This window comes from Sphingomonas arantia (assembly GCF_042682045.1).
Classification (GTDB): domain Bacteria; phylum Pseudomonadota; class Alphaproteobacteria; order Sphingomonadales; family Sphingomonadaceae; genus Sphingomonas_R; species Sphingomonas_R arantia.
In genome coordinates this window covers 766,720-779,132 of record NZ_JBHUGS010000001.1, presented here as the reverse complement: position 1 = coordinate 779,132, position 12,413 = coordinate 766,720, and the positions used below count along the sequence as shown (strand labels likewise).

12 protein-coding genes are annotated in these 12,413 nt (G+C 68.2%); 6 read left to right on the top strand and 6 right to left on the bottom strand.

The annotated features are described in order from the left end of the window. Position 1: 1 nt before the first annotated feature. Positions 2 to 787, bottom strand: a complete 786-nt coding sequence (locus ACFSGX_RS03735; protein WP_380927579.1) for a hypothetical protein — start codon at positions 785 to 787, stop codon at positions 2 to 4. Positions 788 to 1,059: 272 nt separating this feature from the next. On the opposite strand from ACFSGX_RS03735, the gene ACFSGX_RS03730 reads away from it, so the two are divergent. Next, positions 1,060 to 1,722: a hypothetical protein gene (locus ACFSGX_RS03730; RefSeq protein WP_380927577.1), complete on the top strand. Its 663-nt coding sequence runs from the start codon at positions 1,060 to 1,062 to the stop codon at positions 1,720 to 1,722. 43 nt (positions 1,723 to 1,765) lie between these two features. On the opposite strand, the gene galU is transcribed toward ACFSGX_RS03730, so the two are convergent. From galU to argH, 4 genes are read right to left on the bottom strand one after another with little or no spacing between them, the layout of a single operon-like run. Then, positions 1,766 to 2,632, bottom strand: coding sequence for a UTP--glucose-1-phosphate uridylyltransferase GalU (galU, locus tag ACFSGX_RS03725; RefSeq protein WP_380927576.1), 867 nt, complete (start codon positions 2,630 to 2,632; stop codon positions 1,766 to 1,768). Next, the gene (gene lysA, locus ACFSGX_RS03720; protein WP_380927574.1) at positions 2,629 to 3,912 is read right to left on the bottom strand and encodes a diaminopimelate decarboxylase; all 1,284 of its coding nucleotides are present in this window, start codon (positions 3,910 to 3,912) and stop codon (positions 2,629 to 2,631) included. The genes galU and lysA overlap by 4 nt, the downstream gene beginning before the upstream one ends. A gap of 7 nt (positions 3,913 to 3,919) precedes the next feature. After that, entirely contained in the window at positions 3,920 to 4,162 is a 243-nt protein-coding gene (locus tag ACFSGX_RS03715; RefSeq protein ID WP_380927572.1) for a hypothetical protein, read from the bottom strand. Continuing rightward, positions 4,159 to 5,529 (bottom strand): argininosuccinate lyase, encoded by a 1,371-nt coding sequence (gene argH, locus ACFSGX_RS03710; protein WP_380927570.1) that lies wholly within the window; start codon positions 5,527 to 5,529, stop codon positions 4,159 to 4,161. Before argH ends, ACFSGX_RS03715 begins: the two co-directional genes overlap by 4 nt. A 16-nt stretch (positions 5,530 to 5,545) precedes the next feature. Between argH and ACFSGX_RS03705 the strand changes: the two genes are divergently transcribed. The 3 genes from ACFSGX_RS03705 (at position 5,546) to gyrB (ending at position 9,911) form a co-directional block, all read left to right on the top strand. Continuing rightward, complete coding sequence (locus tag ACFSGX_RS03705) at positions 5,546 to 6,148, top strand: TlpA family protein disulfide reductase (RefSeq protein WP_380927569.1); 603 nt, start codon at positions 5,546 to 5,548, stop codon at positions 6,146 to 6,148. A gap of 150 nt (positions 6,149 to 6,298) precedes the next feature. Further along, positions 6,299 to 7,381, top strand: coding sequence for a DNA replication/repair protein RecF (gene recF, locus ACFSGX_RS03700; protein WP_380927567.1), 1,083 nt, complete (start codon positions 6,299 to 6,301; stop codon positions 7,379 to 7,381). A 61-nt stretch (positions 7,382 to 7,442) separates the two neighbouring features. Continuing rightward, complete coding sequence (gyrB, locus tag ACFSGX_RS03695; protein ID WP_157175040.1) at positions 7,443 to 9,911, top strand: DNA topoisomerase (ATP-hydrolyzing) subunit B; 2,469 nt, start codon at positions 7,443 to 7,445, stop codon at positions 9,909 to 9,911. A 92-nt stretch (positions 9,912 to 10,003) separates the two neighbouring features. Here gyrB and ACFSGX_RS03690 read toward each other — a convergent pair whose 3' ends face one another. Next, on the bottom strand, positions 10,004 to 10,804 hold the full coding sequence (locus ACFSGX_RS03690) for an IclR family transcriptional regulator domain-containing protein (RefSeq protein ID WP_380927565.1): 801 nt from the start codon (positions 10,802 to 10,804) through the stop codon (positions 10,004 to 10,006). 97 nt (positions 10,805 to 10,901) lie between these two features. Here ACFSGX_RS03690 and ACFSGX_RS03685 point away from each other — a divergent pair, with 97 nt between their 5' ends. Together ACFSGX_RS03685 and pcaF are read left to right on the top strand one after the other, a co-directional pair. Beyond that, on the top strand, positions 10,902 to 11,174 hold the full coding sequence (locus tag ACFSGX_RS03685) for a hypothetical protein (protein ID WP_380927563.1): 273 nt from the start codon (positions 10,902 to 10,904) through the stop codon (positions 11,172 to 11,174). After that, positions 11,171 to 12,376 (top strand): 3-oxoadipyl-CoA thiolase, encoded by a 1,206-nt coding sequence (gene pcaF / locus ACFSGX_RS03680; protein WP_380927561.1) that lies wholly within the window; start codon positions 11,171 to 11,173, stop codon positions 12,374 to 12,376. The genes ACFSGX_RS03685 and pcaF overlap by 4 nt, the downstream gene beginning before the upstream one ends. Positions 12,377 to 12,413: the final 37 nt, after the last annotated feature.

The following is a 12,413-nucleotide window of genomic DNA, read 5'->3' as shown; positions in this document are numbered from 1 at the left end:
GTCAGAACCGGCGCTGCTCATGCCCGATCGTGTCGCACGTCCCGCGGAACCCATAGTCGGAGAAGCCCTTGACGGTGATCCGCCCGGTGCGACGGTCGATCGTGACCTTCGGCTTGTTCATACCGTTGAGCCGGTACGTCGCCCGGATCGTATCGGGACCCACCATGACATCGGACAGATCCCACCAGCCGTCGCTCCCGCGCGAATGGAGCGGCGGCACCAGCGATTTGGGCAGGCGGATGCGCCCCCCGCCGTCCCAAGTCTGCACGGTCAGCGACGCGTCGAACTGCTCGGTCCGCGTCTCGTTGTACCGCCCATATTCGTACCGATCCCGCCGGCTGTTCCACGTCCACGACGTCCCGCTGGCGATCCCGTCGCGCGTCCCGTCACCGAAGCAGACGAGGCCGAGACTGACGGCCCGGCCATCCACCAAAGGCTGGTCGTCGTCGCGCGCGGCAGACGGTCGGCCGGGACGATAGGCGGGGCGCTCCGCATAGTCGGTCACCGGGCGGGCATTGGCCGGTTTCCGGCAATCCGGTGGGCTGGTCGGCGTGATCGAGTCGTACCGCCCGTTCATCGTCGCGATCGCCACGCACCGGCCGCGCGCCGCACTCCACCAGTTGGTGTAGCTTCGATCGTCGCCCTTCGACCCGCCCGTGTTCACATAGCCGCGACGCTGCAGTTCGCCCTCCGCCTGCCCGGCCCGTGCGCCGACCATGTCTTCCAGACCGGTCGTCTGCCCGAACGCCCCGGTCGGTACGGCCGTAGCCAGGATCGAAACGGTCATAACCGTCATCATTCTCACGCTGCGCATCGCGAATGTCTCCGTCCCGATACTGGCCCCAACAATATCGTACGCAGAACATATGCCCATCGAACCATAGCGTCCATCGTTTCGACTGCGATCCAGCGCCGCTAACCACGAATAGCAGAACTATTACGGCTCGATGATATCACGACTACAACCATCATCCCCCATCCCAAGCTATCGACTTTAGTCGCATGTCGATCCGCGGTTGCGCCTGTTCGACGCATCTCGCATGATGCCGTATGGATTTCATGAAGTGGCTGAACTCGCTCGACGAACTTCTCTACGAAGTGATGAGCTGGCTGCTGTTCTTTCCACTGACCCTATGGCGAGCGGTCTTCCGGCCGATCGAAATCATGGAACAGATCGAGCGTGAAGCCGCGCTCCCCGACGATCAGCAATATGCCGCCTTGCTGAGTCCCCCGCTGTTCCTCGCCCTCGCCCTCCTCCTCGCGCACAGCGTCGCGACGGTCCTCGGCCAGACGGACGAGATCATCGCGAACCGCCACGGCCTGGCCGGGCTGGTCAGCGACAATGGCAGCGCGCTTGTCCTGCGCGTCATCGTGTTCGCGTCGTTTCCGCTTTTTCTCGCCGCGCGACTGGTGCGACGCAGCGGGATCGCGCTCGACCGCGGCGCGCTGCGCCAGCCCTTCTACGAACAATGCTACCCCGCGGCGGTCTTCGCGCTCGCCGTCAGCATCGGGACCAGCCTCGGCATGGACGGGCATCCGCAGGCCCGCAGCGCCGGGCACATCCTGTTGCTGCTCGGCATCGTCAACTACTGGTCGGTCGAGGCCCGCTGGTTCGCCAAGGTCCTCGCCATCGGTCCTCTCCGCGCGGCCGGCATCGTTTCGGTCGGCATATTGGAGGGAGCCGTCTTCGTCTTCGTCGTCGGCTTCCTCTTCACCCGCTAGCGCCGGACGACAAACCGGCACGGCGCCTTGCGGAGCCGAGCCGTTACAGCCCCTTCAGATACTCCCGGATCACCGGACCGATCTCCGCATTCTCCAGCGCCAGCGCGATGTTGGCCTGGATGAAGCCCGCCTTGTCGCCGCAGTCGTGGCGCTGGCCGACGAAGGTCTGCGCGTGGAACGGCTGCACGCCGATCAGTTTCGCCATCGCGTCGGTCAGCTGGATCTCACCGCCGGCACCCGCTTCCTGGCGCCCGAGCAGTTCCATCACCTCGGGCTGCAGGATGTAGCGGCCGATCGCCGCCAGCCGGGACGGCGCGTCCTCGGGCTTCGGCTTCTCGACCAGCCCAAGCACTTCCGTCACGTCGCCTTCGACCACGCCGGGCGACACGATGCCGTAGCGGCTCGTATGGGCATGCGGCACCTCCAGCACGGCGATCACGTTGCCGCCCTTGGCGTCCTGCGTCTCGGCCATCTGCTTCAGGCAGGGATTGCCCGGGTTCCACAGCAGCTCGTCGGCCAGCAGCACGGCGAACGGCTGGTTCTCGATGAAATGCCGCGCGCACCACACCGCATGGCCCAGGCCCAGTGGCTCCTGCTGCCGCACGAACGCCACGTTGCCGGGGGCCAGCCGCGTGCCTTCCAGCGACTCAAGGATCGCATGCTTGGCGCGCGCGTGCAGCGTCGATTCCAGCTCGAACGCGATGTCGAAATAGTCCTCGATCGCACCCTTCCCGCGCCCGGTGACGAACACCATCGTCTCGATCCCGGCGGCCAGTGCCTCGTCCACCGCATATTGGATCAGCGGCTTGTCGACGACCGGCAGCATCTCCTTGGGCACCGCCTTGGTCGCGGGCAGGAACCGCGTGCCGAGGCCGGCGACGGGGAAGACGGCGGTGCGGACTTGGGTCATGCTTGTTCCTCCAACCAGGGCGGCAGCGTGTCGGCTGCGATGAGCGTTTCGATCGGCTGGCGCGCGCGGACCACCGCCCACTCCGCGCCGTCGACCAGGACTTCGGGCGTCAGCGCACGGCTGTTGTACGTGCTCGCCATCGTCGCGCCATAGGCACCGGCGGTCATGAACGCGACCAGGTCGCCCTCCGCCACCATGTCCATGTCCCGCCCCGTAGCGAAGGTATCGCCGCTTTCGCAGACGGGGCCGACTACGTTGGCGACGAACCGTTCCCCGCCCGGGGCGACCGCTTGGATATCGTGCCATGCATCGTACAGGCTGGGCCGCAGCAGGTCGTTCATCGCCGCGTCCAAGATGACCCAGGGGCTCGTCGACCCCTCCTTCACCCGCACCACGGTGGACAGCAGGATGCCGGCATTGCCGACGATCAGCCGACCGGGCTCGAACATCAGCCGCACGTTCCAGCCGCGCGTCACCCGCGCCACCATCGCGCCGTAATCGCCCGGGCTCGGCGGCGCGGGATGCGACGGATCGTACGGCACGCCGAGCCCACCGCCCAGGTCCGCCGTCACGATCACATGCCCCGCCGCGCGCAACTCGCCGATCAGCCCGCCGACCCGCACGAACGCCGCCTCCAGCGGCTTCAGGTCGGTCAGCTGGCTGCCGATATGCACCGCCACGCCCTGCACGCGCAGCCCCGGCAACGCCGCCGCTCGCCCATAGGCCGCGACCGCGGTGTCGTACGGGATGCCGAACTTGTTGTCCGACTTGCCCGTCGAAATCTTGGCATGCGTGCCGGCATCGACATCCGGATTGATCCGGTACGCGACCCGCGCCGTCATCCCCAACCGCGTCGCAACCGCGGACAGCGTCGCCGCCTCGGGCTCGCTTTCCACGTTGAACTGGCCGACGCCGTGGGTCAGCGCCAGCGCCATCTCGTCGGCGGTCTTGCCCACGCCCGAGAACACGATCCGGTCCGCCGGGATGCCCGCCGCCAGCGCGCGCAGCAACTCGCCCCCCGACACCACGTCGGCGCCGAGGCCCGCGCGCGCCATCGTCGCCAGCACCGCGCGGTTGGGGTTCGCCTTCACCGCAAACGCGATCCACGGGCCGTCCGGACCGCTCTCCGCCTGACGCAGCCCTTCGCGCAGCACCGCGATATGGCGCAGGATCGTGGCGGTGGAATAAACATAGACCGGCGTCCCGACTGCCGCCGCCAATGTCGGCAGCGACACGTCCTCGACATGCATCACGCCGCCGCGCAGTTCGAAATGGTTCATGCGCGCGTCACCGCTGCGGCGGCAGGTCGAAGCGGTCGTCCTGGCGGATCTCCGACTTGCGCAACACTTCCTCGCTACGGTCCGGCCGCGCGCTGGGCGTCGGCGTCAGCAGGTCGTCGACCGTCGGCTGCACGCGCGCCTGCGCCGGTGCGACGGGCAGCGACGCGCCCTCCGCCGGCTGCAACGCCTCGCGCCGCCCGCATGCCGTCAGCGCGGCACAGACCGTCAGGACCAGGATCAACCGTCTCATAGCGCCAGGGCCTCCTTCGCCCGCGCGACCGCTTCGCGCACCCGGACCGGCGCGGTGCCGCCGTGGCTCACCCGCGCCGCGACCGACGCATCGACCGACAGCGCGTCATAGACCCGCTTGTCGATCCGGGGGTCGATCGCTTTCAGCGCGTCGATCGGAATCTGGTCCAGCGCGCAGCCCGTCGTCTCGGCCAGCCGCACCGCCTGCCCCGTGATATGATGCGCCTCGCGGAACGGCACGTCCGCCACCCGCACCAGCCAGTCGGCCAGGTCGGTCGCGGTCGAATAACCCGCCTCCGCCGCCGCGCGCATCCGCTCGGTCCGGAACGTCACGCTTTCGACCATGCCGGTCATCGCCGCGATCGACAGCGCCAGCAGGTCGTGCGCCTCGAACACCGGCGGCTTGTCGTCCTGCATGTCCTTGGAATAGGCCAGCGGCAGCCCCTTCATCGTCATGGTCAGCGCCATCATGCACCCCGCGATCCGCCCGGAATGGCCGCGCACCAGCTCTGCCGCATCCGGGTTGCGTTTCTGTGGCATGATCGACGATCCGGTCGACCAGGCGTCGGACAGCGCCACGAACCCGAACGGCTGCGACGCCCAGATCACGAACTCCTCCGACAGCCGCGACAGGTGGACCGCGCACGTCGTGGCGGCCATCAGATAATCCATCGCGAAATCGCGGTCCGACACGCTGTCGAGCGAATTGGCGGTCGGCCCGTCGAACCCCAGCGCCGCCGCGGTCGCATCGCGGTCGATCGGAAACCCGGTGCCGGCCAGAGCCGCGGACCCGAGCGGCGACAGGTTCGCCCGCGCCTTCGCATCGGCGAACCGCGACCGGTCGCGCCCGATCATCTCGTAATAGGCCATCAGGTGATGCCCCAGCGTCACCGGCTGCGCGACCTGCAGATGGGTGAAGCCCGGCATCACGCTGTCGGCATGTTCCTCCGCCCGCATCACCAGCGCGGCCTGCAACCCGGCCAGCCCCGCCAGCACCGCATCGATTGCGCTGCGCACCCACAGCTTGAAATCGGTCGCGACCTGGTCGTTACGCGACCGCGCCGTGTGCAGGCGCCCGGCGGCCGGACCGATCAGCTGCGCCAGCCGCTGCTCGGTCGCCATGTGGATGTCCTCGAGCGCGAGGTCCACCGTCACGCCGTCCGCGTCATATTCCTGACCGACCGTCGCCAGCCCGGCGTCGATCGCCGCCGCGTCGTCGGGCGAAACGATCCCCGCGGCGCCCAGCATCGCGGCGTGCGCGCGCGATCCGGCGATGTCTTCGCGCCACAATCGCTTGTCGAACGGGATGGATGCGTTAATCTCACGCATCACCGCGGCGGGCCCTTCCGAAAAGCGCCCTCCCCACATCTGATTGGAGTCTTCCTTGCGGCCGCTGATCGTCCTGCTCCTCGCGCTGGCAGTCGCCGGCTGCGATAGAGGCAAGCCTGAAACCCCGCAACCCGCGGCGAACACGCTGGCCACCGCCGATCCTTCCAACGCTACGGCTTCGGCGGGTGACGGCAGCCCCGTGTCGTCCGGCACCAGCAAGCTCGACATCAGCCATGCCGGCGAGAAAATGCCCGCCATCCCGTTCACCGGCCCGGACGGCGCGCCCGCCACGCTCACCGCGAACCTCGGCAAGCCGCTGATGGTCAACCTCTGGGCCACTTGGTGCGCGCCGTGCCTCGCCGAAATGCCGACGCTCGATGCGCTCGCCACGCGCGAAAAGGACCGGCTGCACCTGATGGTCGTCAGCCAGGATCTCGCCGGCAAGCGCGCGGTCGACCCCTATTTCGCATCGCGCAAGTTCACCGCGCTTCAGCCCTATCTCGACAAGCAGAACGTCCTGATGGAGGCGGTCAAGGCCGACACGCTCCCCGTCACCATCCTCTACGGCGCGGACGGCAAGGAACGCTGGCGCGTCGTCGGCGGCATGGACTGGACTGGCGCCGACGCGAAGGCGATCATCGACAAGGCGCTGTCGTAACCGCACGCGAAACCGAATAGCCCTCCCCCCACCGGGGGGAGGGTTGGGTGGGGGGCGTGGCTGGGGACGAACCGGCCACACACGGACCTCCTGGAACAGCCCCCCACCCCAGCCCTCCCCCCGGTGGGGGAGGGAGCAGAAGCACCCGAAATGCCCGTCCTCCGCCTCACCCTCACCGACTTCCGCTCCTACCGCCAGGCCACCCTCACCTGCGGCCCGGGCGCCGTCGTGCTCAGCGGCGACAATGGCGCGGGCAAGACCAACATCCTCGAGGCGATCTCGCTGCTCAGCCCCGGCCGCGGCCTGCGCCAGGCGACGCTGTCCGAAATGGCGTGCGACGCCGGCCCCGGCGGCTTCGCGGTCGCAGCGCATCTTGCGGGCGAAATCGATATCGGCACCGGCACGCTCGCCACCGCCCCCGAACGGCGGCAGGTCCGGATCAACGGCGCGAGTAGCTCCGCCGCCGCGCTGTCCGAACGGCTCGCCATCCTCTGGCTCACCCCCGCGATGGACCGGATCTTCGTCGAAGGCGCCGTCGCCCGCCGCCGCTTCCTCGACCGGCTGACCATCGCGCGCGAACCCGGCCACGGCGTCCACGCTGCGCGCTACGAAGCCGCGATGCGCGCCCGCAACCGGCTGCTGTCGGAGGAGGCCGGCGCCGACGCCGCGTGGCTCGCCGCGCTGGAGGCCGGCATGGTCGAACATGGCCTCGCCCTGGCCGAGGCCCGCGCCCGCACCGTCGCCGCACTCACGCTCCGCCTCGCCGACCAACCCCCCGGCCCGTTCGCCCGCGCCCACCTCGCGCTCGATCGCTGGACGCCGGAGGACGCCCCCCGCTTCGCATCGGAACTCCGCCAGGGTCGCGGGCGCGATGCCGCCGCCGGCCGCACGCTCACCGGCCCGCACCGCACCGACCTCGTCGTCCGCCACCTCGACAAGCAACAGCCGGCCGACCGCTGCTCCACCGGAGAGCAAAAGGCGCTCCTGCTCTCGATCGTCCTCGCCCATGCCGACATCGTCGCCGAGGACCGCGGCGCCCGCCCGATCCTGCTGCTGGACGAGGTCGCCGCCCACCTCGACCCCTCCCGCCGCGCAGCCCTCTTCGCTCGCCTCGACGCGACCGGCGGCCAGAGCTGGATGACCGGCACGGAACCCGCGCTGTTCGAAGGGCTCGGCACCGGCGCCACTCGGCTGACCGTCGCGGAGGGCCAGGTCCGCCCGGCGCAAGACTGACCGCCCGAGAGACCCGACCATTTCGCTTCCGATTCGAGCCCCGAGTCCCTATATTGTCATGATGGCTAGCACTCCCCAAACCAACGCATATGGCGCCGATTCCATCAAGGTCCTGAAGGGGCTCGACGCGGTCCGGAAGCGCCCCGGAATGTATATCGGCGATACCGACGACGGCTCCGGCCTCCACCACATGGTGTTCGAGGTAAGCGACAACGCGATCGACGAGGCGCTCGCCGGCCACTGCGACCGCATCACCATCACGCTCAATCCGGACGGCTCCGTCTCGGTCGAGGACAATGGTCGCGGCATTCCGACCGGCATCCATACCGAGGAAGGCGTGTCCGCGGCCGAGGTCATCATGACCCAGCTCCACGCCGGCGGTAAGTTCGACAACGCGAACGACGACAACGCCTACAAGGTCTCCGGCGGCCTGCACGGCGTCGGCGTCTCGGTCGTCAACGCGCTCTCGACCTTCCTCGACCTCACCATCTGGCGCGACGGGCAGGAGCATTACATGCGCTTCGCCCTGGGCGATGCCGTCGCCCCGCTGAAGGTCGTCGGCGACGCGGGCGAAAAGAAGGGCACGCGCGTCACCTTCCTGCCCTCGCCCGACACGTTCAAGATCGTCGAGTTCGACTTCGACAAGCTCGAGCACCGCTTCCGCGAACTGGCGTTCCTCAACTCCGGCGTCCGGCTGTTCCTGGTGGATGCGCGCCACGCCGAACCGCGCACCGTCGAACTGTTCTACGAAGGCGGGATCGCCGCGTTCGTGAAGTATCTCGATCGCACCAAGACGCCGCTGATGCCCGATCCGGTCGCGATCCACGGCCAGCGTGACGATGTCGGCATCGACGTCGCGCTCGAATGGAACGACAGCTATTACGAACAGGTCCTGGCGTTCACCAACAATATCCCGCAGCGCGACGGCGGCACGCACATGGCCGCCTTCCGCGCCGCGCTCACCCGCACGATCAACAATTACGCTGAGAAATCCGGCCTCCTGAAAAAGGAGAAGGTGACGCTGACCGGCGACGACATGCGCGAGGGGCTGACCGCGATCGTCTCGGTGAAGCTCCCCGATCCGAAGTTCAGCAGCCAGACCAAGGACAAGCTCGTCTCGTCCGAGGTGCGCCAGCCGCTCGAGTCGCTGATGGCCGACAAGCTGGCCGAATGGCTCCAGGAGAACCCGGCGCACGGCAAGGCGATCGTCCAGAAGGTGATCGACGCCGCCGCCGCACGCGAAGCCGCCAAGAAAGCGCGCGAACTCACCCGCCGCAAGGGCGTGATGGACATCGCCTCGCTCCCCGGCAAGCTGGCCGATTGCCAGGAACGCGATCCCGCCAAGTCCGAACTCTTCCTGGTCGAGGGTGACTCCGCCGGCGGTTCGGCCAAGCAGGGCCGCAACCGGCAGTATCAGGCGATCCTGCCGCTCAAGGGCAAGATCCTGAACGTCGAGCGCGCGCGCTTCGACCGGATGATCTCGTCCAAGGAAGTCGGCACGCTGATCCAGGCGATGGGCACCGGTATCCTCGATGAATTCAACATCGAGAAGCTGCGCTATCACAAGATCGTCATCATGACCGACGCAGATGTCGACGGCGCGCATATTCGCACGCTGCTGCTGACCTTCTTCTATCGCCACATGCGGCCGATCATCGAGGGTGGCTATCTCTACATCGCGCAGCCGCCGCTCTACAAAGTGAACCGCGGCAAGTCGGAGGTGTACCTGAAGGACAACAACCAGCTCGACGATTATCTCGTCGACGGCGGCCTGTCCGGCATGGCGCTGGAGACTGCGGAGGGTCCGCGGTCGGGCGCGGACCTCAAGGGCCTGCTCGACCATGCCCGCCGCATGCGTACATTGATGACCTATGTCCCGCGGCGCTACGACGCGGCGGTGATCGAGGCGCTCGCCCTGCTCGGCGGGTTCGATCCGGAGGTTTCGGACCGCTCCGCCGCTGCCGAGGCCGCCGCGGTCTGGCAGGGGCGCGCCGATCCGGAGGCACGCTGGACGGTCACCGTGTCGGAAGACGGCGGCTATCATTTCCAGCGTCACTGGCGCGGCGTGACCGACCATCACGTCATCGACGCGGCGTTCGTCGCCTCGGCCGAAGCGCGCAAGATGCACGTCCTCGCCGCCGAACAGGCCGACGCCTACGCACAGGGCTCCCGCCTCGTCGCGCAGAAGGCCCCGCCGAAGCCAGCGGAAACGGATGCGGCGGACGACGACGAACCGATCGTCGACACCCGCGGCAAGCCGATCTCCCGTCCGTCCGAACTGCTTGACGCCGTACTGGCGGCCGGCCGCAAGGGGCTCACGATCGCGCGCTACAAGGGTCTGGGCGAAATGAACGCCGAACAGCTCTGGGAAACCACGCTCGACCCCAGCAACCGCGCGATGCTTCAGGTCCAGGTCGAACAGGCCGACATCGCCGACGAAATCTTCACCCGCCTCATGGGCGACGTCGTCGAACCACGCCGCGAATTTATCCAGGACAACGCACTCTCGGTGGCCAACCTGGATGCCTGACGCCGGTTAGGAAGGCGAATGCGCGGTCGGAAAGGGGGGCGCAGTCAGACGGGCGCGGGAAGGATCATACCACCGCCGCCCGTTTGAGCGCCTCAGCGGGCGTGAAGCGTCTCCGGCGGTGCCACGGAGCCGAGTTCCTGCACCGCTTTCTTCAGCGCCGGCAACACGCGTGACCGCAGCACGGCCATCGAAACACGCGCGGGCTGAACGCCGACGTTGATCGCCGCGCGCGTCCTGCCGCCCGATCGCAACGGTACGGCGATCGAGCGCAACCCGATCTCCAGTTCCTGATCGACGACCGCGAACCCCTCTTCCCGCGCCTTCGTGATCAGGCGGCGCAGTTCCGTGCGATCGGTCACGGTCCGCGGCGTCGACGCGACCAGTTCGGTGCGATCGAGATAGGCGTCGAGTTCCTCTTCAGGCAAACCGGCCAGCAGAACGCGCCCCATCGACGTGCAGTAAAGCGGCAACTGGCTCCCGACCCGCAGCGCCATCGACATGATCCGCTGCGTCTCCGCCCGCGCGACATAATAAACCCGGTCCTCCTCCAGCACGCCGAGCGAACAGGACTCGCCGATTTGATCGCACAACGCGTTCAGGATCGGTTGCGCGCGTTCGGCCAGACTCGTCGACGCCAGATAGGCATGGCCGAGCGCCAGCACCTTGGGCCGCAGGACATAGGCCTGCCCTTCACGCGCGGCATAGCCCAACCGGACGAGCGTATGCAGGCACCGCCTGACCGCCGGCCGGCTGAGCCCCGCCTGCTGGCTCACCTCCGCCAGCGTCACCGGCCCCCGCGCATTCGCGAAACAGCGCAACACATGCAGGCCGCGCGCCAGCGACGTCATGAAGTCCGGATCGCCGTTCGCGTCGAGTTCGACCAACTGGTTCATAGTGCCATTGTCCGATTATCGAATGATTGTCCGTTTATCGATTGACCATACGGAGGTCGGCCGCAATGCCGTTGGGATAAGAACGGGAGAGCATCGCTTGGTCGACAGGACGGCAGTCACGATCCGGGACGCGATCGCGCAGGACTTTCCGACGGATCGGGGCGACGGCAAGCTGGTGCGCCGGTGCAGCTATCCGCTGACCGGACCTGCCTTCGTCTCGCGGCTCTGCACCGATCCTGCGATTCTCTACCTCGGACCGGACGGCGCGACGGGCATCCAGACGGTGGACGGCCTCGATGCGGCTACACTGCGCGAGTGCTGCGGCATCCCGCTCACCTCTGCGATCGATACCCACAGGAGCCAGCCATGACTGACGCATATATCTGCGATGCGGTGCGCACCCCGATCGGCCGCTACGGCGGGGTCCTGGCGAAGGTGCGCGCCGACGATCTCGGCGCGGTACCGATCCGCGCGCTGCTCGCCCGCAACCCGTCACTCGACCCCGCGCGGATCGAGGAGGTCTATTATGGCTGCGCCAACCAGGCGGGCGAGGACAATCGCAACGTCGCGCGGATGAGCCTGCTGCTCGCCGGGCTGCCCCACACCGTGCCCGGCATCACGCTCAACCGGCTCTGCGCATCGGGGCTCGACGCGGTCGGTGGCGCGGCGCGTGCGATCCGCGCGGGGGAAATCGGGTTGGCGATCGCCGGCGGCGTGGAAAGCATGACGCGCGCGCCCTTCGTCATGGGCAAGTCGGACGCCGCGTTCGGCCGCGCCCAGACGCTAGAGGACACGACGATGGGCTGGCGCTTCGTCAATCCCGCCCTCCAGGCGCTGTACGGGACGGAGACGATGCCGCGCACCGGCGAGAATGTCGCCGAGGATCACGGCGTCAGCCGCGCGGATCAGGACGCGTTCGCGTGGCGCAGCCAGCAACGCGCCGCCGCCGCGCAACAGGCGGGTTTTTTCGCCGATGAGATCGTCGCGGTCCCGCTGCCCACCCGCCGCGGCGCGCCGCCGGCCGAGGCGAGCGTCGACGAACATCCCCGCGCCGACACCACGATCGAAACGCTGGGCGCGCTCAAGCCGCTGTTCACGGACGGCACCGTCACCGCGGGCAACGCGTCCGGCATCAACGACGGTGCCGCCGCGCTGCTGGTTGCGGACGAGGCGACGATCGCGCGCGAAGGGCTCACCCCGCGGGCGCGCATCCTGGGCTTCGCATCCGGCGGCGTCGCGCCGCGCGTCATGGGCGTCGGTCCCATCCCCGCGATCGAAAAACTGCTCGCGCGGCTCGACCTGACGATCGACCGGTTCGATGCGATCGAACTGAACGAGGCGTTCGCCAGTCAGGCACTCGCCGTCCTGCGCCACTTCGGCGTCGCCGACGATGCCCCCCACGTCAATCCGAACGGCGGCGCGATCGCACTCGGCCACCCGCTTGGCATGAGCGGCGCGCGCCTTGCGCTCACCCTGACGCACCAGTTGCAGGCGACCGGCGGCCGCCTCGGTCTCGCAACGATGTGCGTCGGCGTGGGGATGGGCGTGGCCATGGCGATTGAACGGGTCTGACCCCCTCAAACCAACTTACTCAAGCAAAATGCCACGG